The following is a 23581-nucleotide window of genomic DNA, read 5'->3' as shown; positions in this document are numbered from 1 at the left end:
CCATCGGTGTGCCGGCCTCCGCCCGGCCCGAGATGCGTAGTGAGGAAGGTCGAATCATGCGCCGTCTGCTCGTCCTGCTCTGTGCGTTCGCGGTGGTGTCGGCACCGACGGCCGCCCACGCGTCCTCGATGGTGCAGATCCGTTCCCTGGCGTTCAACCTCTGCGGGGTGATGTGCAACGACGGCGCGATGGCGCCGGCCGCGTACACGCTCAGGCAGATCAAGCGCCGGTCCATCGACGTCGCCTCCCTGCAGGAGGTGTGCTACTCCCAGTACCGCTACATCGCGGATCGCCTGCCCAGGGGCTACTCGACGGCCTTCAGCACCACCAGGGTCGTCGGCGCCTGCGACAACCACGACGGCCGGCACGGCAGGAGGTTCGGCGTCGCGCTGATCGTGAAGGGGTCCAGGATCGGACCCAGGCGGGTCAGGATCCTGCCCTCGGGCCGTCACGCGGTCGGCATGTACGCCGAGGTCAAGGGCCGCAGGCTCTTCGCCACCAGCGTCCACAACGCCACCAGCATCGAGCGCGGCAACGAAAAGGATCTCGAGTCGCTGTACGACTGGCTGCGCGCCAGGAGCGGGCCGGTGCTCTCGGCGGGCGACTACAACGCCTTCCTCGACCAGCCCGGCGTCGCCCGCCTCGAGACCTACTTCACGGACGCCGACCACGCCGACAACGAGATCACGTTCAACGCGTTCGGCGGCCGGAAGATCGACTACATCTTCACCTCACCGCACTTCACCGGCGAGACGGGCGACACGCTCTACACCTCGGCCAGCGACCACCGGATCTACCTCGCGACCGCGTGGCTGTAGCGCAGCGCGGATCCTCCGGCTGCTGCCCGGTGAACAGGATCAGGCTGACCGTGGGCGACCGCGGCGGTAGCCGCCTACCGCGGTGGTATACCCAGCGGTCTCGGGCATGATTGCCGCCATGGACACGAGCTTGCTTCCCGAATGGCAGCGTCTCCAGGTTCTGCGCGCCGAGGCCGACTACGCCTCCGTGAAGAAGGACGTCCGCGTCGCCTACGCCCTGTGGTGCGTGGTCGGCATCTTCGGCGGCCATCGCTTCTACCTCGGCGACACGACCCGCTCGATCATCATGTGCTTCACGCTGGGCGGCCTGGGGATCTGGACCCTGCTCGACGTCTTCTTCGTGGCCCGCCGGGTCCGCACGGTCAACCGCACCCGCCGGGCCGCCGTCATGTCCCGCCTCGGCATCATCGACGGCGCCTTTCCCGTCTGAGGCCGTGTCCGTCCGGGCCTGCCCCGAAGACTCGCGCCCGCCGCCGGTGGAGACGGCGGGCGATGCGGGTGCCGCTCAGCGGGTCGGCGGGGCGTCGTCGGTGAACTCGGCGCTGACCAGCAGGTCGTAGCTGACGAGTCGCGCCGGGTCGCCGGCGGATCCCGGCCCGCCGAGGTTCCAGGACTCCTGGGCCAGCGCCCGGCCGGTCCTCGGGTCCACGATCAGCCGGGTCTGCGACACGGCGCCGGTGTCGCCCTTGCGGGCGTACGCGACCGCCAGGCCGGGCCGGCCCCGCTGGTCGGTGACGCCGCCCAGGAACGTGACGCCGTCGATGTCGGCGAACATCCGGTACGCGGCGGCGCGCACCCGCGGCGGCACGGGCAGGTCGCGCACGAGGTGCAGGCCGTTCCAGAACAGGGAGTAGTCGCGGGGCTCCTGGCTCCCGGTGTCCTTGAGACGCTTCACGAGCCACCTCCTCAGGCCCGCCGGGTCGCCCGGCAGGGCGGCGAGCTCGGCCGCGGTGATCGGCACGCCGCCGAGCAGGAAGTTGTCGCCCCTCATCGGCCGGACGCCGCGCAGCCCGGGCGCGGAATCGTGGACGATCGCCGGGAATCCCTTCGTCGCCGGTTCCGTCCACCGGCCGGGCGAGCCGTCCGCACGCCAGGCGGCCTCGTCGGCGTCTCCGGCCGGGACCGCGCCGAGATCCTGGACGATCGCGAGGCTCCGGTCACCAGGGTCAGCAGCTCGCGGTCGTCCTCGCTCAGCCAGGTCAGTGCGGGGAGGACCGCCGCCCGCTCGGCCACGCCCTCGGCGACGTCCGCCTCCGCCTCCTCGACCCAGGCGCGCAGGCCGGCGGCGAGGCCGGCCTGCCTGACCTCCGCGCGGTACCGCTCGCGGAGGGCGTTGCGGGCGACACCCAGCAGCCACGGCAGCGGTTCCGCCGGCACCGCGGGCAGCTTGCGCCACGCCACGAGGAAGGTGTCGGCGACGATGTCGTCGGCGAGCTGACGCCCGGCCCGGCTCACCGCGTACGCGTACACCTGTGCGTGGTGCGCGTCGTAGATCGCGGTGAACCGTCTTCGGGCGTCGGGTTCGGTTGCTGTCACTGGCTTCTGCTCCTTCATGGGGAAGGTACGCGTCACCAGGAAACGTGCGGAACCGCCGGCTTCTTACCGGTCCTCCACCAGCCGGACAGCTTGAAGATCAGCTCAGGCCGGGCTCAACCGGATCGCGGTCCAGGACACGGGCGGCAGCGTCGCGCGCAGCACGCCGTCGCTGACCTCGGCGTCGTCCGCCGGGCGCACCACCACCCGATCCGGGGCCTGCTCGGTGTTCACCGCCAGCAGGTCGTCGTCGGCGAGCGTCCAGGACTCGGCCACCCGCAGGCCGGCACCGAAGCCCGTCACCGGAACGGTCAGCGCCGCCGGCTGCGACTGGTGGCGGTTGACCACGAAGACGGTCACGTCACCGCTGCCGGCGTCGTGCGTGGCGACCGCGTCCAGCGCCGGGACCGCGCCGAAGCGCGCCGTCTCGTACGTCGGGCAGCGCGTCGCCACGCGCAGCACCTCGCCCCTCGCCAGCCGGGACGTGATGGCGAACGGGTGGAAGATGGTCTGCCGCCAGGCGGGGCCGCCGGGTTCGGTGCGGATCGGTGCGATCACGTTGACGAGCTGGGCCTGGCAGGCCGCCGTCACCCGGTCGCTGTTGCGCAGCAGCGAGATCAGCAGGCCGCCGACCACCACGGCGTCGGCGACGGTGTAGCAGTCCTCGATGACCCGCGGCGCCACCTGCCAGTCGGCGGACCCGGTGTCCCGCCGGGCCTCGAAGTCGCGCAGGTACCAGACGTTCCACTCGTCGAAGGAGATGTTCAGCCGCTTCCTGCTCTTGAGCCGGGCGGCGACGCTGTCCGCGGTGGACACCACGCTGTGCACGAAGTGGTCCATGTCCACCGCGGAGGCCAGGAAGCTGGCCATGTCGCCGTCGACGGGCTCGTAGTAGGCGTGCGCGGAGATGTAGTCGACCGCGTCGTAGGTCAGCTCCAGCACCTCCGACTCCCAGGCGGCGAAGGTCGGCATCGAGGAGCCGGAACTGCCGCAGGCGACCAGCTCCAGGCCCGGCTCGGCGGACCGCAGCGCGCGCGCCGTCTCCACGGCCAGCCGGCCGTACTCCCGGGCGGTCTTGTGCCCGGTCTGCCAGGGGCCGTCCATCTCGTTGCCGAGGCAGAACATCTTCACCCCGTACGGCTTCTCGGCGCCGTTGGCCCGGCGCAGCTCGGCGAGGCGGGTGCGGTCGGGGTGGTTGAGGTACTCGTGGACGTCGAGCGCCTCCTGCACGCCGCGGGTGCCCAGGTTGACGGCGTACATCACCTCGACGCCGGCCTTGTCCGCCCAGCGCATGAACTCGTCGATGCCGACCTCGTTGGTCTCCAGGCTGTGCCAGGCCAGGTCGCGGCGCACCGGCCGGTCGGCGACCGGGCCGATCCCGTCCTCCCACCGGTAGCCGGAGACGAAGTTGCCGCCGGGATAGCGGACGACGGAGACGCCGAGCTCGCGGACCAGGTCGAGCACGTCCCGGCGGAAGCCGTCGGAGTCCGCGGTGGGATGCCCCGGCTCGTAGATGCCGGTGTAGACGCAGCGGCCCATGTGCTCGACGAAGGACCCGAAGGTGCGCCGGGAAACGGGCGCGATGGTGAAGGCCGGGTTCAGGCTGAACGAAGCGGAAAACACGGATCTCCCTGGGTTTGAGCGGGTCACTTGAGGCTGCCCACCGCCAGCCCACCCTGCCAGTACTTCTGCAGGGTGAGGAAGGCGATGATCAGCGGGATGATCGACACCAGCGAGCCGATGATGATCAGGTTCCACAGCGACTGGCCGCCACCGTTGTTGGAGCTGGCGAGCTGCGACCACAGCCCGATGCCCACGGTGAGTGGGTAGAGCTTCGAGCTGGACAGCATGGTCAGCGGAAGGAAGTAGTTGTTCCAGGTGCCGACCACCGACAGCAGCAGGACGGTGACGACACCGGGGCGCATCAGCGGCAGCGCCACCCGCACGAACGTGCGGAACTCGCCGGCGCCGTCGATGCGGGCCGCGTCCAGCAGCTCGTCCGGCACGGACGCGGCCGCGTAGACCCGCATGAGGTAGACGGCGAAGGGGCTCAGCAGCGACGGCAGGATCACCGCCCAGATCGTATCGGTGAGCCCGGCGTTGCTCATCAGCACGAAGGTCGGGATGACCAGGGCCGTCAGCGGCACCATGACCGAGCCGAGTACGAGCGCGAAGACCACGTTGCGGCCGCGGAAGTCGAACTTGGCGAACCCGTACCCGGCCAGCACCGAAATGACCGTGCAGCCGACGCCGCCGGCGAACGCGTACAGCACCGAGTTGCCCAGCCAGCGCAGGTACTCGCCGTTGTTGAAGGTGAACAGGGCGCCGAGATTGCCGAACAGGTGGAAGCCGGAGAACCACAGGGCGCCGGACCCGGAGAACAGGCCCTGCGCGTCCTTGGTGCTGGCCACCACGAGCCACCAGACCGGTACCAGGAAATAGCAGACCATGGCCAGCAGCAGGAGTTTCGCCCAGATGTGGCGGGGCCGGCGCCGCGCGTCGCTCACGTGAGGATGCTCCCCTTCTTCCGGGTGATGACCATGAAGATCGCGACCGTCACGAAGACCACGAGGCCCAGCGAGAAGGAGATCGCCGAGGCGTAGTTGAACTGGGCATAGCTGAACGCCAGATTGAACGCGTAGATGTTCGGCGTGAAGTCCGGCGTGACGGTGCCGTTGGCGATCGGGCCGAGGATCTGCGGCTCGGTGAAGAACTGCAGGGTGCCGATCAGCGAGAAGATCAGGATGAGGATGAGCGCCGAGGAGACCAGCGGCACCTTGATCCGGAACGCGATCTGGCGTGCGGTGGCGCCGTCCATCCGCGCCGCCTCGTAGATCGTGGAGTCGACGCTGCGCAGCGCCGCGTAGATGATGATCATGTAGTAGCCGGCCCACTGCCAGGTGACCACGTTGAGCAGGCCGTAGAAGATGTTGCCCCGGCTGAGCAGGAACGGCGCCTGCACATCGAACGCCGAGGCGATCTGCTCCATCGGCCCGAAGCTGGGGCTGTAGAGGAAACCCCACATCAGCGCGCCGAGCACCGCCGGGATCGCGTACGGCAGGAAGATGACCAGCCGCGAGAAGCGCGCGAGGCGACCGGTGACCTCGTCCAGCACCAGCGCCGCGACCAGCGCCACGACCATCTGCAGCGGGATCACCACGAGGCTGAACCGCACCACCAGCCACAGTCCCTTGCGGAACGACGGGTCGTTGAAGGCGCGGGTGTAGTTGTCGATGCCGGCGAACGTGGTGCCCGTCGCCAGTCCCTTGCTGTAGAGGCTGAGGTAGCCCGCGTACGCCAGGGGCGCCACCAGGAAGGCCGCGAACACCACGAGGAACGGGAGGATGAAGAGCCAGCCCAGGGCGCCGCGCCGGTGGGACCGGCGGCGGACCGGCGTCCTGCCCGGTGGATCGGATGCGCCGGCGCGTCGCGCGCGCGGCTCGGTGTCGACGGTGCCGGCCACGGCACGTCTCCCTTCAGGCGGGGTGGGAGCGGGCGGCCGCCGTCTTTTCGGCAGCGGCCGCCCCGGGCGGATCAGTGCACGGTGAAGCCCTGGGTCCTGGCGTACTTGACGATCTCGTTGTGCAGGTCGGTCGCGGCCTGCGCGCCGGTGGTCCTGCCCTCGTTGATCTTCGCGATCTGCGCCTGAAGCTGTGCGTAGTAGTAGACGGTGAAGGGGCTGTACACCGCGCCCTTGTAGGCGTTGGCGGCCGGGATGTACACGTCCTTGTTGGCCGTCTGGCCGTTGAAGAACTCGCTCTTGTTGTTGACGAACTCCTCGGAGGTCAGCACGCCGGAGTTGAGCGGGAAGATGGTCTGCGTCTTCCAGCCGTCCGTCAGCGACGGCTCGTCGGCGTACAGGCCCATCGCGACCTTGGCCGCGGCGGCCTTGTCGGTCGCCTGGCTGGTCACCGCGAAGGTGGAGCCGCCCCAGTTCACCTCGACCGGGCCGGCCGGGTCCCACTGCGGCAGCGGTGCCGTGGCGAACGTGCCCTTCTCCTTGCCGCTGCCGACGCCGGCGCCGGTCAGGTAGCCGGGCGCCCAGGCGGCCGAGACGTAGGTGGCGTACTTGCCGTTCACCATGCCGGCGATGTAGTCGGTGGTGAACTGGTCCTCCTTGCCGACCAGCCCCTTCTTGGACAGGTCGCCCCAGAAGGTGAGCACGTCCTTGGTTGCCTGGTCGTCGAGCTTGATGGTGATGTTCTGCTTGTCGGACAGGTCGTAGACGAACGGCTGGGCGCCCTTCTGGATCATCAGGGCGGTGGTCACGGCCGGCACGTTGCTGCCGAAGTCGCCGAAGACCGGGCCGCCGGCGGCCTTCACCTTGGCGGCGTCCTCGGCGAACTCCGGCCACGTCCTCGGCGGGGTCTTGATGCCGTACTTCGCGAAGACGTCGGTGCGGTAGATCAGCGCCATCGGGCCGCCGTCCACCGGTACGGCGTACACGGCGTTGCCCTGCGAGACGTCCTTCCAGGCGCCCTCGCTGAAGTTCTTCCTGACCTCGCCGGCGCCGAACGGCGCGAGGTCGACGAGGGCGTCCTGGATCTCGAACCCGACCAGCTGGTCGGACTCGAGCATGATGACGTCGGGGGCGCCCTTCTTCGCCGCGATCGCGGTCTGGAACTTCGCGTACTGCGGCTGGCCCTGCCCGGCGTTGGTCCAGCAGACCTGCAGGTCGGTGTGCGCGTTGTTGAAGTTGTCGACGACCTTGGCCATGTTCGGGTACCAGGCCCAGACCGACACGCGGTTCGCGTCCTCGTGAACGATCTTGTTGGTGCAGTTGGTGGGCTTCGCGCGGGCGGCGTCGGCCCCGTCGTCGTCACCGCCGCTGCAGGCGGACAGTCCGAGGGCGAGAACCACAGCGGTGGCGACTGCGGGCAGACGGTTGCTGATACGCATTTTTCCGGGCCTCCTGGCCGAAATCGAACACCGGGTGAGCGCCGCCTTCAGGGTCTCGGGCATGACGACATGGCCCTCCGGGCGTTATTTGCTACGGTTTGTTAAGAGAAAGGGGGGAGTGTGATGTAGGTTCCTTTGCAGCGCTGCAAAGGACTATGCACCGGGCCCCCGGCCCTGGCAAGAGGCAACGTGGCGGAAATACGATCGTCACCGCGGGAGACACTTCGCCCGCCGATGCGGGGAGGCTCCTCATGCGGGAAAGCACGTTGCGGGACGTCGCGGATCTGGCCGGCGTCTCGCCCCGCACGGTGTCCAACGTGGTGAACGGGTACGCCCGGGTCACCGAGACCACCCGGGCGAAGGTCGAGCGCGCCATCGCCGAACTCGGCTACCGCCCGAACGTGCTCGCCCGCAACCTCGCCACCGGCCGATCCGGGCAGATCGTTGTCGTCGTGCCGTACCTCGACACGCCGTACTTCGCCGAGTTGCTACAGGCGGTCATCCCCGCCGCCCGCAAGGCCGGCTACAACGTGCTGATCGACCAGACCGACGGCGACCGGGAGCACGAGGCCGAGCTGATCGGCAGGGGCTCGCGGCGCTTCCTCTTCGACGGCATGATCCTCAGCCCGCTGGGCCTGTCACAGGCCGACCTCTCGATCCGCGACCCGGCCCTGCCCCTGGTGGTGCTGGGCGAGCGCACCTCCGACGGCACGTTCGATCACGTCGGCATCGACGACGTGGCCGCCTCCACCGAGGCGGTCGGTCACCTCATCGCCATCGGCGGCCGGCGGATCGCCGCGATCGGCGACCAGCCCTACCCCACCGGCGAGGCGGCTCAACTGCGTACCAGGGGCTTCCGCGCCGCGCACGCGGCCGCCGGCCTCCCGGTCGACGAATCATTGATCATCAGCACCACCCGCTTCAACCGGGTCGACGGCGCCACCGCCATGGCCGCCCTCCTGGACCGCGCGGACCCGCCGGACGCGGTGTTCTGCTACAGCGACCTGGTCGCCTCCGGCGCCATCCACACCGCACTGCAGCGCGGGCTGCGCGTCCCCGAGGACATCGCCGTGATCGGCTACGACGACATCGAGGACGGGCGCTACGGCCGGCCCACGATCAGCACCATCTCGCCCGACAAGAAGGCCATCGCCCAGCTCGCCGTCGAGCGGCTGATCCTGCGGATCGGCAGCGCGAAGCCGGTGCCGGGAATCGAACTGCGGGCGCCGCACCGGCTCCTGCCGAGGCAGAGCACGCTGGGTGCGACCGCCGAGTAGCGTGTTCCGTCCCGCGAAGCGCGACTGATCGCCACGCCAGATGCGCCCTAGTCGTGGCGAGCGGCCTCCTTGCGGCCGCGCTTGCCCAGCGGGACCTGGGACAGGTCGACGGCCTGCGAGGTGAGGTTCTTGAAGCCGTAACCGTGCTGGTCGAGGTAGGCCGCCGCGGCGGCCTCGGCGTCGCGCACCGCGGCCGGGATGTCCTGCTCGGTCTCGGCGGTGCGCGCGAAGCGGAAGGTGAAGAACGGCCGGGTCGCGATGTCGTAGGTGAGCGAGCCCTCGGCGGTGAACGCGGCGAACGCCAGATCGTGCTGTGCCGCGCGGGCGAGCAGGTCGGCGCGCTGGTCGGCGTCGAGACCGTCGAAGGCGCCCCGGACGGTGACCCGGATGGTGCGTGTCGTCATGCGTCGACCGTATGCGCCGGCCCGCGCGCGGTTCCACCGGTTTAGGTCAACAACGCCCCGGGCCGGTGGCACGAGGCCGGCATCCGCCCGCTCGGACGGATGCCGGTGCGCTCAGATCGGCTGAGCCGGTCCAGGGTTCAGGTTGGCTGAGCCGGTCCAGGGTTCAGGTTGGCTGAGCCGGTCCAGGGTTCGGGTCGGCCGAGCCGACCCAAGGCTCAGGTCGGCCGGGCTGACCGGGACCCAGGTCAGTCGAGCTGGGCCTTGGTGAAGTGGACCGCGTCGCCGAAGAACTTTGCGTAGTCCAGGTGTGCCGCCAGGCTGGTGCCGCCCTGGCAGAACCGGTCGTTGCGGTTGCAGAAGGACTGCGTGCGTTGGGCGACCGCGTCGAGCCGGCCGTCGCCGCGGGCGAGAATTCCGGACTTCGCGCCGTCCGTCACGTTGAACGACTCGCCGGCGGTGAACGTCGGGTCCCCGAAGAGCAGCACCGTCGCGACCCGTCCGGACAGGGCGGCGGACACCGCGGGCTGCGCGGCGGCCCGGCCGCCGGCCGACCTGCCGGCGAGGGCGTCGCCGACGACGTTCGCACCCTGTGAGTAGCCCATCAGGATGAAGCGGGTGCGCGCGCACGCCGACGCCGTGCGCTTGATGTCCGCGGCCAGGGCGGTGACACCCTGGCGCACGCTCGCCTGGTAGTTGAACGAGGCGGGATAGTCGACCGCGGTCGTCCGTACGCTCTGGGTCAGGCCCCGGGTCAGCTGCTGGGCGAGCGGGCCGAGCACCACGCCGAGGCCGGGCCGCTCGGTGGTGCCGCGGGCACCGATGATCTCCACCTCGGGACAGGCCGCGCCGGGTGCCTGGGCCGCGAACGTCAGGGGCGCTACCACCAGGCCGGAGATACCGACCACCGTCATCGCGCCGATCGTGAGCGCTGTACGCATGCGCATTCCGTCATCCCTTCATCGGAGCCGGCAACTTCATGCACTTGTTACGCAGAAACCGCCGAGGGCTGACGGCCATTGAGGATTAATTCACAAACGGTGCAGAAATGATCCGCAGGTCGAAGCGGTACGTACGCCTGCGGGCGAGCACCCGGCCGCCCGCGCTGCCTACGATGGAACCCACGTTCGATTCGAGGAGGGGCGATGGCCGCCAGGGGGGCCAGCCGCACGGCGGTGCTGGTGTGCCAGGGGCGCGCGGTCGCGCACGGCCGGATCGCGCCGGACCGGTTCGCGGACCCGGCCGCGATGGAGTTGCTGCGACCGCAGGAGCGCATCGCCGTCGAGTCCGCCCGCGGCGGGGTTGCCCCACAGGGGTGGACCGATCGGATGGACTTCGAGTCGATGAACGCGATGGCGGAGGTGATAGCGCCCCGCACCGTCGCCATCGACGACGCCGTGCGGGATCGGCTGCACCCGCAGCTGGTGATCCTGGGCGCCGGACTGGACGGGCGGGCCTGGCGGATGCCCGAGCTGGCGGCGACGGACGTCTACGAGGTCGACCATCCCGCGTCGCAACAGGACAAGCGGGACCGCTGCGGCACGCTGCGCCCGCTCGCGCGTTCGGTCCGGTTCGTGCCGGTCGATCTCAGCCGGGAGCCGCTCGGGCCGGCGCTCGCCGCCGCCGGGCACGACGCCGCGCAGGCGACGACGTGGATCTGGGAGGGCGTGGTGCCGTACCTCGACCGGGCCGAGGTGCGGGCCACCGCCGCGGTCATCGCCGAGCGGTCCGCGCCCGGCAGCCGGCTGATCCTCAACTACCAGTCGCCGTCGGCGGCGGCCTGGTTCGGCCGCCTGGTGGCCCGCGCCATGGCGATTGCGGCCCGCCGGCCGGATCCGTTCGCCCGCGAGCCGCGCCGCTCGGCCTGGAAACCCGGGGCGATGCGGGCGCTGCTGGCCGCGGCCGGCCTGCCCGTGAGCAGCGACGACGACCTGTTGACCCTGGCCCGTCGGCTGCACACGCCGGCGCGGCACACGCTCAGCCTGCGCAACGGCCGTGTCGCGGTGGCCGACCGGGCGGCGACTTCCACGGCCTGAGGCCCGCCGCGGCCCACCGGATGCCGGCGTGGGAGAGGCCTCATCGGATCGTGCCTCGCTTGCTTCGGGTTTGACGGGGCCTTCATCGGCATTCACCGGCTCGCGACAGGCGGGTCACGCGCGCAGGGCGCGCAGGCCCGCGGTGAAGGCGGGCAGATCGTCGCCGAGTGCGGCGAAGAAGGCGGCGTCGCAGGCCTCGACCGCGACCACCGCCCGGTTGGCGAGGTCGCGTCCGGCCTCGGTGACGGCCACCGCCCGGGCCCGCCGGTCGGCCGGGTGGGCGGGGCGGTGCACCAGGTCGCGGCCCTCCAACGTGCGCAGCACCTGCGAGGTCATCATCGGGTCGGTGGCGGCCATGCCGGCGAGCGCCTTCTGGGTGACCGGGCCGGACGCCTGCAGGTAGGTGAGCGTGGCCAGCAGCACGAACTGCACGTGGGTGAGGTCGAACGGCTTCAGCGTCGCCCGCTGCGCGGCCTGCCACCGATTGGTGACCTGCCACAACAGCAGGCCGGGGCTGTCGTCGGCGCCGGAGTGCGCCGTCGCGAGGCTCATGCCGTCGCCTCCGCCGGCGCTCCGGCGGTGACATTCGCCGGGCGCTGCGTTGATGATGCGCTCGCAGGCTCGCTCATGGACGCATCGCCGCGTGGATGGCGGCGAAGTCGCCGTCGGTGAGCGGCAGCAGGCCGCGGCGCAGGTGGATGCCCCAGCCGGGCTGGGCGGTGAGGTCGAGGCTCAGCGACCGGATCGGCGTCTCGACCGCGTCCGGCAGGTAGTCGACGCGGCGCCGCCACGGCTGGAAGTCGCCCTCGTCCGCCTGCCAGATCTCGTCGTCGGCGACCTCGCCGAGCGCGGTGAACGCCTGCAGCGGTTCGCCGTCGCGAAGGCTCGTCCGCGGCGAGTAGTAGACGAGCCGGTCACCGGCCGCGAGGCGGGCGAGCCCGCCCCGCTTGCCGTGACCGAGCTGGGCGATGCCGAGCCGGGTGGCGCGCTGGACGTGATCACGGCAGACCACCCCGAGCCAGTGACTCATGCCGGCACTCCGGCCGCGCGGGCGGCCGCCTCGAGCCGGGCGAGATCGCCGTCGAGGCCCTTCGCGATGCCCCTGCCGAGCGCGAAGGCCCAGAAGAACGCGAGCGGGCCGGCGAGGGTGACCCGCACCGACACGGTGGTGCGGCCGCCGGGGTCCGCGCCCACCAGGTGCTGGAACGTCAGCCGCGCGCCCAGCAGCAGCGAGACGTCGGTGAACTCGCGGCCCGGGACGAGCGACGTGACGACGAACCGGGTCACCGGGCCGCCCTTCGGCTTCAGCCGGCCGGTCGCGCCGGTGCGGAACGGCCCGTCGAGGCGCACCCAGTCGGTGTCGGTGTTCCACTGCGGCCAGGTGGCCATGTCGGCCCAGCGCTCGAAGAAGGCCTGGGCGGGGACGTCGGTGGTGATCTTCGCGGTCGCGATCGTCTTCATGCAATTAGTATGCGCGCTTAGTATCTGCCGGGTCAAGACCGGTGCAGGGTGGGCCGGTAGACCAGTTCCTGGATGTGGACGTCGAGCGTGCGGTGCTCGATCAGCTCGAGGTCGAAGTCGGCCGCACCCTCGAAGACCGGCTTCATCCCGCTCTGGCCGGTGATGACCGGGAAGAGGGTCACCTGTACGCGGTCGACGAGGCCGGCGGCCATCAGTGCCCGGTTCAACGACAGGCTGCCGTGCGATCGCAGCGGCACCTCGGACTGCTCCTTGAGCCGGGCGACGATGTCGACGGCGTCACCGCTCACAACGGTGGCGTCCGGCCAGTCGAGGGGCTCCTTCAGGGTCGAGGACACCACCGTCGCCGGCATGTTGACCATCCGGGTGACCCAGGGGTCGCGCACGGATTCCTCGGCGTCCGAGGTCAGCAGGCTCACGAAGGTCCGGTACGTGTCGGCGCCGAAGACCATCCGCTGCTTCGCGTCGTACAGGGAAAGGCGGTGGTCGAGCAGCTCGGGGCCCTGCTTGCCCCAGTAGCCCGTCCAGTCACCGCCGGCGACGGCGAAGCCGTCGAGGCTGGAGAAGACGTCGAAGGTGTAGGTGGCGGTCATGTCGCACTCCTCAGGGGCGTCGTGGGTGCGCCCGTCGGGCGCCTCTCACCCCTGCTACGAACGCCGCCGCCTCGGTTCGACACGCTCCGCGGAGAATCTTGAAGAGAAAACGCCGAACGGCGGCCCACTGAATCAGTGGACCGCCGTTCGGTAAAGCGTGGATCAGAGCGGGCGAATGTTCTCCGCCTGCAGGCCCTTCTGGCCCTGGGTGATGTCGAACTCCACCTTCTGGTTCTCGTCGAGGCTACGGAAGCCGCTCGACGCGATGGCGGAGAAGTGGGCGAAGACGTCGGCGCCGCCGTCGTCCGGCGTGATGAAGCCGAAGCCCTTGTCGGCGTTGAACCACTTCACGGTACCTGTAGTCATGTCTGCTCCTTCGCAGGCTGTTCGAAACCGCACTTTACGGAATCGCAAGCCGCTGCGTTGATCACCCGCGCCGAACCGACACGACAAACGAAAAAGCGCCCGCACGGGTTCGATTAACCCCATCAGGCGCCGACAACGTCTACGGAAATCAAAACTGCAACGCGGTTACGCTAGCACAGCCGCCGCCGGCGCCGCCGGGCTTTGGGTGCGGTCTCCGTCACAGGGCGCCGTCCTGAGCGCGAATCGGCGTCGTCTGACCTTTGCCGAGCTCCTCGGCGAGGCCGACGACGATGCCCTCGGGGCCGCGGACGTAACAGAGCAGAAAGATGTCCTCGTAGCGGGCGATGTCGCCGACGAGCTCGGCGCCGTGGGTGCGCAGGCGTGCCACGACGTCCTCGATGTCATCGACGGCGAACATGACGCGGCGGATGCCCAGCGTGTTCGCCGGCGGGTTGCTCGGCTCGGTGCCGATCGCCTTCGGGCTGTGGAACCTGGCCAGCTCGATCCCGCCGTGGCCGTCGGGGGTGCGCAGCATCGCGACCTCCTGCCGGACGTCGTCGATCCCGAGGACCCGCTCCACCCACCGCCCCTCGACCGGGCCCGGCTCGCCCGCGAGCTCCATGCCGAGCTCGACGAAGAACCTGATCACGGCGTCAAGGTCGTCGACGACGATGAGCACGTTGTCCATCCGGCGGATCGCCATGCGGGCCTCCCTGGTGTCGTGCGGCCACGGTGACCGCATCCGACCCTAGAGCGGAGACGCCCGGCACGGCGGGCCGGGAGGGAGCCCCGGCCGGCCGTCGCGGGTCTACATGCTGATGCCGGCCTGAGGCCCGGCATAGGTCCTGACCAGGCCGGGAACGGATGCGGCCGGGTCGAGGGCGTACGGGTAGAAGCTGCCCGGGGTGAACGCCGAGCCGGATGTCTCCTGGCGGCCGGTGCAGCCGGTCAGGACGCTGCCCGTCTGCCTCAGCTGGGCGCCGGTGGCCGTGTCCGGGTAGTACGGGTTGTTCACGTTCTCGAAGTAGCTGTTCTCGATCACCATCTTGGTGGCGCCGCGCGAGTAGTTGCCGTACGAGGTGACGTTGGACAGGTAGTTGTTGTAGAGGTGGGCGTACAGGAGGTTGTCGGCGCTGGGGTTGCGCTGGTTGGAGTTGTAGATCCAGTTGTGGTGGATGGTCATGCGGGCGACGACGTTCTCGGTCCAGCCGATGCCGAAGGTCTTGTTGTGGTCGCCCATCCGGTTCCAGGACACGGTGACGTAGTTGGTGTCCTTGCGGCTGTCGATGTAGCCGTCGTTGATGTTGGTGAACGTGTTGTGGTCGATCCAGACGTGGTCGGCGGTGTCCATCTGGATCCCGTCGTAGTCGAAGTCCTTGTCGTCCGGGTCGTCCGAGGCCATCGCGGTGTCGCCGATGGTGAGGTTGCGGATGATCACGTTCCGGACCCCGGTGCCGAGGAAGAAGCCGCCGTTCTTGATCCGCCCGCCGGTGCCGACGCCGACGATGGTCTTGTCGGCCGCGACCGGGATCTCGTGCCCGTACGGGGTCACGGTGATCGTGCCGGACACCCGGATGACGTACGCGGCGGACGCGGTGGCGTACTTGACCAGGTCGGCGAAGGTCGACACGGTGACCGCCGTGCCGCCGGCGCCGCCGGTCGTGCCGCCGCCGGTGGAGGCGAATCCGTCCGGGGCGTTCGACCAGTTGCCGGGCCCGCCGCCGGAGAGCGAGGTGAACGTCCACTGCTGTGCGGCGTCGGCCGCGCAGGCCTGCTGGACGACCGCGGCGCCGTTGTCGGCGCCGGCGACCGCCGCGCACAGTCCGCTGGCCACGTTACGGATCTGATAGGTGCCGGTGCCCGAGGCTGGGAAGGTGAACAACTGCGCGGGCTTGGTCCCGTCGCCGCAGCCCCACTGCTGCAGCCGCAGCCCGGCGGTGGCCGCCCCGCCCGGCACGTCGACGCACCTGGTGCTGTTGACGTTGACGAGGTTGAACTGGCCGTTCGCCTGGGCCTTGACCGTGAACTGCTGCCAGGCCTGATCGGCGTGGCAGCCCCACTGCTGCAACTGGGCGCCGTTGTCGACGGAGGCGCCCGGCACGTCGACGCAGCGCCCGCTCGACCGGGCCGCGAGCAGGTAGGTCGCGCCGGCGGCCGGGGCGGCGTCGGCCGGGGACGGCGTCACCGAGACGACCGCCGTGGTCACCCCCGCGGTGAGCAGGGTTGCCGCGGCCGCGAGGGATCTGAGGGAAATCGAGGACATCGTTTACTCCTTGATCGCGGTGCGGAGGATCAGCTGACCGGGTTCCAGGTGTCGCTGCCCGCCAGGTACTTCTGCGGCGTGTAGTTCGCGGCCTGCGCGTCGCCGAGCTGCGGCCGGTTGTTGTTGACGGTGGCTCCGGCGCCGGTGTTGCGGTATTCAAGGAAGCGCGCGTTCTTCCACGAGTTGGCTGACATGTCCTGCCACGGCTGCGAGTACCTGATGCCGGCGGTCATGGTCGACTCGCGGTACAGCACCTGCGCGGCGGGGCCCCAGGGCCGGCCCAGGGCGGTGACATTGCTGCCGCCGCCGTTGTTGATCGTGCACTTGTAGAAGAGATAGCCGTAGGTCTTGGCCGCGTCGGTGTTGGCGGCCGTCATGACGCCGCCGGTCGAGCTGATCTCGTGGATCGTGCTGTTGTGGAACACCGCGATCGAGCCGCCGAAGATGAAGTCCGTGGTGCCCTCCACATAGGAGTTCACGACGTACGCGCGGCCCGAGTTGGTCAGCAGCGTGTCCTGGTTGCCGAGGACCCGGACGTTGTTGAGGATGATCTTGTCGGCGTCGAGGCTCAGGGCGACGGCCTGGCTGCCCACGCCGTAGTCGTTGGAGAACGTCAGGTTCTGCGCGATGAAGCCGGCGCCCTTGGCGAAGAACGTGGCGCTGCCGGAGGTGCCGTAGCCGCCGGCCGAGCTGTGGTTGTCGACGATGACCACGCCGGCTGCTGAGCCCGCGCCGCCCTGGAGCGTGATGTTCTGCTTGTTCGACGGGATCGTGACGATCTCGCGGTAGGTGCCGGCCTTGACGGTGATGACCCGGCGGATCGTGTTGTTCGCCGGCACCGCGTCGATCGCGGCCTGCACGGTCGTGTACTGACCGGTACCGTCCTTGGCAACGGTGCACGGGCAGGTGGCACCGCCACCGCCTGCGAGCGGGGTGAACGCCCATTGCTGGCTGATCTCGGCGGCGCAGGCCTGCTGGACCACCGCGGCGCCGTTGTCGGCGGAGGATCCGCTGATGGCCAGGCACATCCCGCTGGCCACGTTCCTGATCTGGTGGCCGCCGCCGGAGGCGGCGAAGGTGAACAACTGGGCGGGCTTGGTGCCGTCGCCGCAGCCCCACTGCTGGATCTGAATGCCGGCGGTCACGGCGCCGCCGGGTACGTCGACGCACCGGGTGCTGTTGACGTTGACCAGGTTGAACTGGTTGCTCCCGCGGGCGGTGACGGCGAACTGCTGCCAGGCCTGGTCGGCGTGGCAGCCCCACTGCTGCAACAGCGCGCCGTTGTCCAGCGAGCCGGCGGTGACGTCGATGCAGCGGCCGCTGTTGCCGGCCGCGATCGTGTAGGTGCCGCCGGCCGCGGGTGCGACCGCGGCCCGGGCGGGCGTCGTCACCGCCAGCAGGGACGCCGGCGTGAGGGTCGCTATGAGCAGCCACTTCCTGATTTTGTGGAACCTGGACACGTGGGGACCTTTCTGCGGACTGGAGATGGCCGCCGCGGGGCACGGCGGCCGGTCCTGGGGAGGTGGGCCCTCCTGGCCGAGGACGAGCCGGGAGGTCTCCAGGTCGGCGGATGTTCCAGGCGAGGCAATTGATGAAGATCAATGCATTGCGGCCGTAGGCGCCCTCGATGGCGAACGTTAGGACCGCCGGGTAGATTATGTCAAGTTAAGAAATTAATCGTTCTGAACGAAGATCGGGGACGCACTATTCTGCTGACGTACGGATCGCCGAGTGGAGGCCCACGTGACCGCTGACGCCATCGCAGTCCTGAGCCTCGCGGACCGCCCGGTCGCCGAATACGCCTGGCGCCCCGACCTCCCCGCCGCCCTGTCACCCCGGCCGTACCTGCATCCCGTGCGTACCCTGGCGGGCACGACCGTCACCGAGCTGATGCCGGCGTCGCACCAGCACCATCTCGGACTGAGCGTCGCCGTCGCCGAGGTGGATCGCGGCAACTTCTGGGGCGGCCGGACGTTCCTCGCCGGACACGGGCCGGCCTGGCTCGACAACCAGGGCACCCAGCAGCACGTGCGCTGGGTCCGGCGGACTGCCACGGAGCTGCGGCACTCCCTGCGCTGGGCCACCATCGACGGCGAGCAGTTGCTGTCGGAGCGGCGCGAGCTGTCCTGCCGCCGGCTCGGCCCGCGCGCCTGGGCACTCGGCTTCGGCTTCGCCCTGACCAACGTCACCGGCCGGGACCTGCCGATCCGGAGCCCGGCCGCGCACGGCCGCAGCGGCGCGGGGTACGGGGGCTTCTTCTGGCGGGCGCCGTCCGGCGCGGCGGAGTGCCGGATCGCCGCCGAGGCCGGTGACGGGGTCGACGCGGTGCACGGGCGCAGGTCCGCCTGGCTGTCGGTGCGCGGCGGCACGACCGACCCCTGGACCCTGGTCTTCATCCCCGCGGACGCCGAGACCCGCGACGACCGCTGGTTCGTCCGCACCCGCGACTATCTCGGCATCGGATCCGCGCTCGCCTGGGAGGAGCCCCTCATACTCGGCCCCCGGACGACCCTGAGCCGGCGAATCGTCACCGTTGTCGCGGACGGGGAGCTGCCGCCGGGGCGGGCCGCCGCGTACGCGGCTGACCTGGCCTCATGAGCCGTCCGGTGCATCGGGTCGCGCCCACCACGGACCTGCCGATCCGGCAGGACAGCCTGCGCGCGCACAACCTCGGCCTGACCTTCCAGCAGATCGTCGGCGCCCGGCGGGTGCCGATCTCCCGCAGCGAGCTGGCCGCCGCCACCGGCCTCACCCGGCCGACGATCTCCCGGATCGTCGACGACCTGCTGGCCGGCGGGCTGATCGTCGAGTCCGGCCCGTCGCGGTCCGGCAACAGCGGCCGGCCGCGGGTGGGGCTTCGCCTCGCGCACACCGGTCCGGCGGGGCTCGGCCTGGACATCCGCGGGAACTCCCTCTCGGCGTGCGTCGTCGACCTCACCGGCGCCGTGCGCCATCTCGGCTTCGCCGCGCACACCGAGGACGAGCTCGATCCCGGGCGGACCCTGGGCCGCCTCGCCGCCATGGCGCGGGACGCGATTCAGCTCGCCGCGGCGGCCGGTCTCACCGTCGTCGGCGCCACCCTCGCGGCGCCCGGCCCGGTGCAGGACGGCAGCGTCGTCCGGCTCGCGCCGAGCCTCGGCTGGCGCGACGTCGACGCCGGCGCGGCGCTGCGGTCCGGCATCGCCACCGCCGGCCTGCCCGTGCTGGTCGACAACGACGCGAGCCTCGCCGCGCTCGGCGAGAGCTACGCCGGCGGGCCCGGGCTCCGCGACTTCGTGTGCGTCTGCGGCGAGTTCGACATCGGCGCCGGCATCGTGCTCGCCGGCCTCCCGATGCGGGGCTCGCGCGGCTGGAGCGGCGAGTTGGGGCACATCATGGTGGAAAGCGATGGGAAGCGGTGCTGCTGCGGGGCCACCGGCTGCCTGCAGCGCTATGCGGGCCTGCGGGACATCCTCGACGCGGTGCCGGCCGCGCCGGCGGTGCCCCGCCAGGCGCCCGCGGTCGCGATCGACGCGCTGGTCTCGGCCGGCTCGCCGGACATCCTCGTCTCGCTGGAGAGCGCGGGTAAGGCGCTGGGGGTCGCGATCGCCGCGCTCGTCAACATCGTCGACGTCGACACGGTCCTGCTCGGCGGCAGCTACTCCCTGCTCACCTCGTGGCTCACCGACGGCATCGAGGCGGAGGTCAACCGGCGCGTCCTCACCGCCGGGTGGGCGCCGATCACGGTGCGGCCCGCGACCCTGGGCCCGGACGCCGCGGTGATCGGTGCCGCGCTGAGCGCCGTCGACAGGGTGCGGCGGGACCCGAACTCCTGGCTTGCCCGATCCGACGCCCTAGCGCAGGACGTGCAAGGTGCCGACGTCGGCGAAGCCGGTCCGGTGGTCATTCCGGCGGGTGTTCCAGGTCGAAGGCGGCGAGGGCCGTAGCGGTGGTGGCCGGTGTCGGCGGTCCGTCGGCGACGACGACGCTGATCCGCCGGGCGAAGACCTGGCCGGGCGCGATGATCAGCGGCCGGTCCCAGGCGATGGCGGAGCAGACACCGGCGTAGTCGGCGGAGCGCACGAACCACGGGTCGTCCGCGGCCGCGACGGTGTGGAAGACCAGCGTCCAGGCGGCGGTGCCGAGCGCCACCCAGGGGTCGCGGCTGCCGTGCGCCTCGCCGCCGCCGGTACGCGCGAAGGCCCGTACCGGATCCGGCCCGGCGGGCGCCCGCCAGAAGAAGCCGCCGTAGCCCGCGCCGGCCCGGCCGCGCACGGCCGGGCTGTGAATGATCAGCGGGCGACCGTCGGCGCTGCTCAGGGCGTACGCGATGGAAAGCATCCACGCGGTGTCCGCGACCGGCTCGGTGCGCAGCGTGCGTTGCTCCTGGGCGAGGACGCGCCCGTCGCGCCCGGCCCAGTGCAGCTCCTGCACCAGGTGGGCGCCGGTGCGGTGCAGCCAGCGGGAGTGCCGCTGGCGGCCGTGGTTCTCCAGGTGGACCGAGCCGCGGCCGCGCAGGTAGGTGCGTCCACCCCAGAAGTTGGCGCCGTTGACCGCCGGCACGGCGATGCTGGCGCCGAGGTGGTGCAGGTGGTCGTCCGGCATGAAGCCGGTGACGGTGGTGCCGCCGAGCGTGGTGACGGGGTGCAGGTAGGGCCGGGGCGAGACGGTGGCCGGCAGGTCGGGCTCCCAGACGTAGCGGGCGACGACCCGTCCGGCGCAGGTCAGATCGTGAGTCTGAGCCATCGGCATGGGCGGCAAGTTACCGGCGCCCCGGCAGTTACGTCAATCTCTGTAACAAACTACCCGAGCCCGGTTGACATGGACACCGCTCGATGTATAAAACACTGAAACAAACCGTTGAACAGGCGGAGGACTGCCAGTGAGCCCAGTATCCGGGTCCACCCGGGCGGAGCCGACCAGGCTCGGCCGGCGCCGGGTGCTCCATCTCGCCGCGCTCGCCGGGGTCGCCGCCGGGCTGCCCGGCTGCGGGCGCGGCTTCGGCGGCAAGGGCGTGGACGACGGCCGCACCGAGGTGACCATGGCCTGGTGGGGCGACGCGCAACGCGCCGCGCTCACCCGCGAGGCCCTCGACGGGTTCGAGGCCGCCAACCCCGGCATCCGGGTTCGCACCGAGTACCAGGACAGCAGCCCGTACAAGGACAAGCTCGCCGCCCGGATGGCCGCCGGCGACCCGCCGGACCTGATGGCCATGCGGTTCGACAGCCTCCGCGAGTACGCCGACCGCGGCTCCCTGCTCGACCTCGCCCCGCGCTCCGCCGACCTCGACCTGACCGCGCTCGCCCCGCAGTCGAGGGCCCTCGGCCAGGTCGGCGACCGGACCTTCGGGGTGCCGTCAGGGCTGAACACGATCGGCTTCATCGTCGACCAGGCGCTCACCGACGGCTACGGCGTGCCGATTCCGGACGGCGACACGTGGAGCTGGGAGCAGCTCGGCACCTTCGCCAGGGCGGTTACAAAGGCCAGCGGCGGCAAGGTCTACGGCACCAGCTTGGAGCTGTGGACCGTCGCCAACCTGCTGGTCTTCGCCCGCCAGCGCGGCGAGGACTTCTTCTCGCCGGACGGCAGGCCGGACGTCTCCGAGGCGACGGTCACCGCCTGGTTCCAGCTCGGCGAGGACCTGCGCGCACAGGGCGGCATCCCGCCGGCCGGCTTCATCGACCAGAACAACGGCACCTCGCCCGCCCAGTCCTACCTGGCCAGGAAGGCCATCGCCGCGCAGATCATCCCGACCAACAATCTGCTCGGCTACAACCAGGCCTGCGGCGGGCACCTGCAACTGCTGCGGATTCCGGGGGAGACCCAGGGTGCCCGGCGCGGCCAGTCGATCGACACCCCGGCCCTGTGGTCGATCGCGGCGACCTCGAAGCACCCCCGGGAGACGCTGAAACTGCTGAACTTCCTCACCAACGAGGCGGAGCCGGCCAGGCTGTCCGCCGCGACCCGGGGCGTCCCGCCCAACCGGGCGATCGCCGAGCGGATCGCGCCGACGCTCGAGCCGGACAACAGGCGCTCCAGCGAGTTCCTGTCCAAGCTGCAGAACGAGAAGCTGCCGCCGTCCTACCCGTACCCGGTCGGTGCCAGCAAGCTCACCAACATCCTCAAGACCATCAGTACGGAGGTGGAGTTCCGGCGCACCACCCCGGCCGAGGCCGGCCGGCAGTTCCTCGGCGAGGCGCGGAAGGCGCTCGGCGCGTGACTGCCCTGCGCAGCCGCCAGGACAACGCCGGCTACCTGTTCCTGCTGCCCTGGTTCGCCGGGATCCTCTTCACCGTCGGCCCGTTTCTCGCCTCGCTCTATCTCGCCTTCACCGACTATGACCTGCTCACGCCGCCGCGCTGGGCCGGGCTCGAAAACTTCCGGGCCATGCTCCACGACGCCACGTTGCACCAGTCGCTGCGGGTCACCCTGGTTTACACGCTGGTGTCGGTGCCGCTGTCGCTGGCGGTCGCGCTCGGCGTCGCCATGCTGCTCGACCGCCGCGTCCGGGGGCTGGCGATCTACCGGAGCATCTTCTACCTGCCGTCGCTGCTGGCCGGCAGCGTCGCTGTCGTCATGCTGTGGCGCTACATCTTCGGCTACCAGGGCATCGTCAACGACTTCCTGGCGCTGTTCGGCGTGCAGGGCCCCGGCTGGACCTCCGACCCGCGGTACTCGCTCGGCACGCTGATCCTGCTGCACGTCTGGACGTTCGGCGCCCCGATGGTCATCTTCCTGGCCGGGCTGCGGCAGATCCCCGCCGTGTACTACGAGGCCTCGGCGCTCGACGGCGCCTCCCGGTGGCGGCGGTTCCGCTCGATCACGCTGCCGCTGCTCAGCCCGATCATCTTCTTCAACCTGGTCCAGTCGCTGATCGCCTCGTTCCAGACGTTCACGCAGGGGTACGTGATCAGCAACGGCAGCGGCGGGCCGGCCGGCTCGACACTCTTCTACAACCTTTACCTCTATCAAAAGGGCTTCGCCGAGTTCCACATGGGCTACGCGTCGTCGATGGCGTGGCTACTTCTGATGATCATCGCCGGGTTCACGGCGATCAACTTCCTGGCCGCCCGCTACTGGGTGTTCTACGACAACTGATGGGCAGCCCCTCGCCGCGCCGGCGGTTCCTGCGGTACGTGCTGTTGTCCGCCGTCGGCGTCGTCATGATGTATCCGCTGCTCTGGATGATCTCCAGCTCGCTCAAGCCCAGCGGCCGGGTCTTCACCGACGAGTCGCTCTGGCCGGCCGCCTGGGACTTCGGCAACTATGCCCGCGGCTGGACATCGCTGTCCGAGCCGTTCCAGACGTACCTGATGAACTCCCTGGTCATCGTCAGCCTGAGCATCGTCGGCAACCTGCTGTCGTGCTCGCTCGCCGCGTACGCCTTCGCCCGGCTGCGGTTCCGCGGCCGCCGGCTGTTCTTCGCGCTGATGCTCGGCACCATGATGCTGCCCGGCCACGTCCTGGTGGTGCCGCAGTACGTGCTGTTCGACAGGCTCGGCTGGCTCAACACGTACTACCCGCTGCTGGTGCCGCACTTCCTGGCCACCAACGGCTTCTACATCTTCCTGATGGTCCAGTTCATGCGGTCGCTGCCGGACGAGCTCGACGACGCCGCCCGCATCGACGGCTGCGGCCCGTTCCGTACCTTCTGGAAGGTCATCATGCCGCTCTGCATGCCGGCCTTCGCCACCACCGCGATCTTCACCTTCGTCTCGGTGTGGAACGAGTTCTTCGGCCCGCTGCTGTACCTGACCGACCCGGAGCTCTACACGGTCCCGCTCGCCATTCGGCAGTTCATGGACTCCGAGGGCCAGAGCCAGTGGGGCGAGATGTTCGCGATGTCGTTCGTCTCGCTCGCCCCGGTCATCGGCTTCTTCATCGCGGGACAGAAGTACCTGGTCAAAGGCATCGCCACCAGCGGCCTGAGATAGCGG

General features: G+C 70.4%; 26 protein-coding genes. 9 read left to right on the top strand and 17 right to left on the bottom strand.

All coding sequences use genetic code 11. The features are described 5' to 3' along the window. The first annotated feature begins 56 nt into the window (after window positions 1-56). Together AB0F10_RS07610 and AB0F10_RS07605 are read left to right on the top strand one after the other, a co-directional pair. Window positions 57-818: an endonuclease/exonuclease/phosphatase family protein gene (locus tag AB0F10_RS07610; RefSeq protein WP_360621109.1), complete on the top strand. Its 762-nt coding sequence runs from the start codon at window positions 57-59 to the stop codon at window positions 816-818. Between the two features lie 118 nt (window positions 819-936). Next, the gene (locus tag AB0F10_RS07605) at window positions 937-1248 is read left to right on the top strand and encodes a TM2 domain-containing protein (protein ID WP_360621107.1); all 312 of its coding nucleotides are present in this window, start codon (window positions 937-939) and stop codon (window positions 1246-1248) included. A 75-nt stretch (window positions 1249-1323) separates the two neighbouring features. Here AB0F10_RS07605 and AB0F10_RS07600 read toward each other — a convergent pair whose 3' ends face one another. From AB0F10_RS07600 to AB0F10_RS07575, 6 genes are all read right to left on the bottom strand, one after another. Beyond that, window positions 1324-1809 (bottom strand): hypothetical protein, encoded by a 486-nt coding sequence (locus AB0F10_RS07600; RefSeq protein ID WP_360621105.1) that lies wholly within the window; start codon window positions 1807-1809, stop codon window positions 1324-1326. After that, a complete protein-coding gene (locus AB0F10_RS07595) occupies window positions 1806-2354 on the bottom strand; it encodes a sigma-70 family RNA polymerase sigma factor (RefSeq protein ID WP_360621103.1) in 549 nt (182 codons plus the stop codon). Before AB0F10_RS07595 ends, AB0F10_RS07600 begins: the two co-directional genes overlap by 4 nt. A 102-nt stretch (window positions 2355-2456) precedes the next feature. After that, window positions 2457-3974 carry an alpha-N-arabinofuranosidase gene (locus tag AB0F10_RS07590; RefSeq protein ID WP_360621101.1) on the bottom strand — a complete coding sequence of 506 codons (1518 nt, stop codon included), beginning with the start codon at window positions 3972-3974 and terminating at the stop codon, window positions 2457-2459. 23 nt (window positions 3975-3997) lie between these two features. Further along, window positions 3998-4858 carry a carbohydrate ABC transporter permease gene (locus AB0F10_RS07585; protein WP_360621099.1) on the bottom strand — a complete coding sequence of 287 codons (861 nt, stop codon included), beginning with the start codon at window positions 4856-4858 and terminating at the stop codon, window positions 3998-4000. Then, the gene (locus AB0F10_RS07580; RefSeq protein WP_360621097.1) at window positions 4855-5814 is read right to left on the bottom strand and encodes a sugar ABC transporter permease; all 960 of its coding nucleotides are present in this window, start codon (window positions 5812-5814) and stop codon (window positions 4855-4857) included. Before AB0F10_RS07580 ends, AB0F10_RS07585 begins: the two co-directional genes overlap by 4 nt. A gap of 71 nt (window positions 5815-5885) precedes the next feature. Then, window positions 5886-7250, bottom strand: a complete 1365-nt coding sequence (locus tag AB0F10_RS07575; RefSeq protein ID WP_360621095.1) for an extracellular solute-binding protein — start codon at window positions 7248-7250, stop codon at window positions 5886-5888. A 251-nt stretch (window positions 7251-7501) separates the two neighbouring features. On the opposite strand from AB0F10_RS07575, the gene AB0F10_RS07570 reads away from it, so the two are divergent. Further along, window positions 7502-8527, top strand: coding sequence for a LacI family DNA-binding transcriptional regulator (locus tag AB0F10_RS07570; RefSeq protein ID WP_360621093.1), 1026 nt, complete (start codon window positions 7502-7504; stop codon window positions 8525-8527). Window positions 8528-8574: 47 nt separating this feature from the next. On the opposite strand, the gene AB0F10_RS07565 is transcribed toward AB0F10_RS07570, so the two are convergent. After that, window positions 8575-8931 carry a DUF6204 family protein gene (locus tag AB0F10_RS07565; protein ID WP_360621091.1) on the bottom strand — a complete coding sequence of 119 codons (357 nt, stop codon included), beginning with the start codon at window positions 8929-8931 and terminating at the stop codon, window positions 8575-8577. A gap of 245 nt (window positions 8932-9176) precedes the next feature. Then, a complete protein-coding gene (locus AB0F10_RS07560; protein WP_360621089.1) occupies window positions 9177-9869 on the bottom strand; it encodes a cutinase family protein in 693 nt (230 codons plus the stop codon). Window positions 9870-10073: 204 nt separating this feature from the next. Here AB0F10_RS07560 and AB0F10_RS07555 point away from each other — a divergent pair, with 204 nt between their 5' ends. Next, window positions 10074-10964: a class I SAM-dependent methyltransferase gene (locus tag AB0F10_RS07555; RefSeq protein ID WP_360621087.1), complete on the top strand. Its 891-nt coding sequence runs from the start codon at window positions 10074-10076 to the stop codon at window positions 10962-10964. A 114-nt stretch (window positions 10965-11078) separates the two neighbouring features. Here the strand turns inward: AB0F10_RS07555 and AB0F10_RS07550 are convergent, their stop codons facing one another. The 8 genes from AB0F10_RS07550 to AB0F10_RS07515 all read right to left on the bottom strand — a co-directional run bounded on the left by AB0F10_RS07550 (window position 11079) and on the right by AB0F10_RS07515 (window position 17125). Next, entirely contained in the window at window positions 11079-11516 is a 438-nt protein-coding gene (locus tag AB0F10_RS07550; protein WP_360621085.1) for a MarR family transcriptional regulator, read from the bottom strand. Between the two features lie 73 nt (window positions 11517-11589). Further along, on the bottom strand, window positions 11590-11994 hold the full coding sequence (locus AB0F10_RS07545) for an EVE domain-containing protein (protein ID WP_360621083.1): 405 nt from the start codon (window positions 11992-11994) through the stop codon (window positions 11590-11592). Next, window positions 11991-12425 carry an SRPBCC family protein gene (locus AB0F10_RS07540; protein ID WP_360621081.1) on the bottom strand — a complete coding sequence of 145 codons (435 nt, stop codon included), beginning with the start codon at window positions 12423-12425 and terminating at the stop codon, window positions 11991-11993. The genes AB0F10_RS07545 and AB0F10_RS07540 overlap by 4 nt, the downstream gene beginning before the upstream one ends. A 32-nt stretch (window positions 12426-12457) precedes the next feature. Further along, window positions 12458-13036, bottom strand: coding sequence for a dihydrofolate reductase family protein (locus tag AB0F10_RS07535; RefSeq protein ID WP_360621079.1), 579 nt, complete (start codon window positions 13034-13036; stop codon window positions 12458-12460). Between the two features lie 162 nt (window positions 13037-13198). Next, window positions 13199-13402 carry a cold-shock protein gene (locus AB0F10_RS07530; RefSeq protein WP_360621077.1) on the bottom strand — a complete coding sequence of 68 codons (204 nt, stop codon included), beginning with the start codon at window positions 13400-13402 and terminating at the stop codon, window positions 13199-13201. A 217-nt stretch (window positions 13403-13619) separates the two neighbouring features. Continuing rightward, the gene (locus AB0F10_RS07525) at window positions 13620-14105 is read right to left on the bottom strand and encodes a VOC family protein (protein ID WP_360621075.1); all 486 of its coding nucleotides are present in this window, start codon (window positions 14103-14105) and stop codon (window positions 13620-13622) included. A 105-nt stretch (window positions 14106-14210) separates the two neighbouring features. Further along, window positions 14211-15665, bottom strand: coding sequence for an RICIN domain-containing protein (locus AB0F10_RS07520; protein ID WP_360621074.1), 1455 nt, complete (start codon window positions 15663-15665; stop codon window positions 14211-14213). Between the two features lie 29 nt (window positions 15666-15694). Continuing rightward, window positions 15695-17125 carry a pectinesterase family protein gene (locus AB0F10_RS07515; RefSeq protein WP_360621072.1) on the bottom strand — a complete coding sequence of 477 codons (1431 nt, stop codon included), beginning with the start codon at window positions 17123-17125 and terminating at the stop codon, window positions 15695-15697. Between the two features lie 283 nt (window positions 17126-17408). On the opposite strand from AB0F10_RS07515, the gene AB0F10_RS07510 reads away from it, so the two are divergent. Together AB0F10_RS07510 and AB0F10_RS07505 are read left to right on the top strand one after the other, a co-directional pair. Next, window positions 17409-18263, top strand: coding sequence for a PmoA family protein (locus AB0F10_RS07510; protein ID WP_360621070.1), 855 nt, complete (start codon window positions 17409-17411; stop codon window positions 18261-18263). Then, window positions 18260-19591, top strand: a complete 1332-nt coding sequence (locus AB0F10_RS07505) for an ROK family transcriptional regulator (protein WP_360621068.1) — start codon at window positions 18260-18262, stop codon at window positions 19589-19591. Before AB0F10_RS07510 ends, AB0F10_RS07505 begins: the two co-directional genes overlap by 4 nt. On the opposite strand, the gene AB0F10_RS07500 is transcribed toward AB0F10_RS07505, so the two are convergent. Further along, window positions 19548-20396: a DUF6807 family protein gene (locus AB0F10_RS07500; protein WP_360621066.1), complete on the bottom strand. Its 849-nt coding sequence runs from the start codon at window positions 20394-20396 to the stop codon at window positions 19548-19550. The two genes, AB0F10_RS07505 and AB0F10_RS07500, sit on opposite strands and share 44 nt — an antisense overlap. 130 nt (window positions 20397-20526) lie before the next feature. On the opposite strand from AB0F10_RS07500, the gene AB0F10_RS07495 reads away from it, so the two are divergent. The 3 genes from AB0F10_RS07495 to AB0F10_RS07485 are packed head-to-tail and all read left to right on the top strand — an operon-like array spanning window position 20527 to window position 23578. Next, a complete protein-coding gene (locus AB0F10_RS07495) occupies window positions 20527-21864 on the top strand; it encodes an extracellular solute-binding protein (RefSeq protein ID WP_360621064.1) in 1338 nt (445 codons plus the stop codon). Continuing rightward, the gene (locus AB0F10_RS07490; protein WP_360621062.1) at window positions 21861-22742 is read left to right on the top strand and encodes a sugar ABC transporter permease; all 882 of its coding nucleotides are present in this window, start codon (window positions 21861-21863) and stop codon (window positions 22740-22742) included. The genes AB0F10_RS07495 and AB0F10_RS07490 overlap by 4 nt, the downstream gene beginning before the upstream one ends. Next, window positions 22742-23578 (top strand): carbohydrate ABC transporter permease, encoded by an 837-nt coding sequence (locus AB0F10_RS07485; RefSeq protein WP_360621060.1) that lies wholly within the window; start codon window positions 22742-22744, stop codon window positions 23576-23578. The genes AB0F10_RS07490 and AB0F10_RS07485 overlap by 1 nt, the downstream gene beginning before the upstream one ends. Window positions 23579-23581 lie beyond the last annotated feature (3 nt).

The organism is Actinoplanes sp. NPDC026623 (assembly GCF_040638275.1).
Taxonomy (GTDB): Bacteria; Actinomycetota; Actinomycetes; order Mycobacteriales; family Micromonosporaceae; genus Actinoplanes.
The sequence above is the reverse complement of the archived record's forward strand: the minus strand, read 5'-3'. Positions and strand labels throughout refer to the sequence as shown.

Excerpts from the sequence above, each read along its gene's own strand:
- AB0F10_RS07610 (WP_360621109.1), top strand. The coding sequence starts at position 57 with ATGCGCCGTCTGCTCGTCCTGCTCTGTGCGTTCGCGGTGGTGTCGGCA.
- AB0F10_RS07605 (WP_360621107.1), top strand. The coding sequence starts at position 937 with ATGGACACGAGCTTGCTTCCCGAATGGCAGCGTCTCCAGGTTCTGCGC.
- AB0F10_RS07600 (WP_360621105.1), bottom strand. The coding sequence starts at position 1,809 with ATGAGGGGCGACAACTTCCTGCTCGGCGGCGTGCCGATCACCGCGGCC.
- AB0F10_RS07575 (WP_360621095.1), bottom strand. The coding sequence starts at position 7,250 with ATGCGTATCAGCAACCGTCTGCCCGCAGTCGCCACCGCTGTGGTTCTC.
- AB0F10_RS07570 (WP_360621093.1), top strand. The coding sequence starts at position 7,502 with ATGCGGGAAAGCACGTTGCGGGACGTCGCGGATCTGGCCGGCGTCTCG.
- AB0F10_RS07565 (WP_360621091.1), bottom strand. The coding sequence starts at position 8,931 with ATGACGACACGCACCATCCGGGTCACCGTCCGGGGCGCCTTCGACGGT.
- AB0F10_RS07560 (WP_360621089.1), bottom strand. The coding sequence starts at position 9,869 with ATGCGTACAGCGCTCACGATCGGCGCGATGACGGTGGTCGGTATCTCC.
- AB0F10_RS07555 (WP_360621087.1), top strand. The coding sequence starts at position 10,074 with ATGGCCGCCAGGGGGGCCAGCCGCACGGCGGTGCTGGTGTGCCAGGGG.
- AB0F10_RS07550 (WP_360621085.1), bottom strand. The coding sequence starts at position 11,516 with ATGAGCCTCGCGACGGCGCACTCCGGCGCCGACGACAGCCCCGGCCTG.
- AB0F10_RS07545 (WP_360621083.1), bottom strand. The coding sequence starts at position 11,994 with ATGAGTCACTGGCTCGGGGTGGTCTGCCGTGATCACGTCCAGCGCGCC.
- AB0F10_RS07540 (WP_360621081.1), bottom strand. The coding sequence starts at position 12,425 with ATGAAGACGATCGCGACCGCGAAGATCACCACCGACGTCCCCGCCCAG.
- AB0F10_RS07535 (WP_360621079.1), bottom strand. The coding sequence starts at position 13,036 with ATGACCGCCACCTACACCTTCGACGTCTTCTCCAGCCTCGACGGCTTC.
- AB0F10_RS07530 (WP_360621077.1), bottom strand. The coding sequence starts at position 13,402 with ATGACTACAGGTACCGTGAAGTGGTTCAACGCCGACAAGGGCTTCGGC.
- AB0F10_RS07525 (WP_360621075.1), bottom strand. The coding sequence starts at position 14,105 with ATGGCGATCCGCCGGATGGACAACGTGCTCATCGTCGTCGACGACCTT.
- AB0F10_RS07520 (WP_360621074.1), bottom strand. The coding sequence starts at position 15,665 with ATGTCCTCGATTTCCCTCAGATCCCTCGCGGCCGCGGCAACCCTGCTC.
- AB0F10_RS07505 (WP_360621068.1), top strand. The coding sequence starts at position 18,260 with ATGAGCCGTCCGGTGCATCGGGTCGCGCCCACCACGGACCTGCCGATC.
- AB0F10_RS07500 (WP_360621066.1), bottom strand. The coding sequence starts at position 20,396 with ATGCCGATGGCTCAGACTCACGATCTGACCTGCGCCGGACGGGTCGTC.
- AB0F10_RS07485 (WP_360621060.1), top strand. The coding sequence starts at position 22,742 with ATGGGCAGCCCCTCGCCGCGCCGGCGGTTCCTGCGGTACGTGCTGTTG.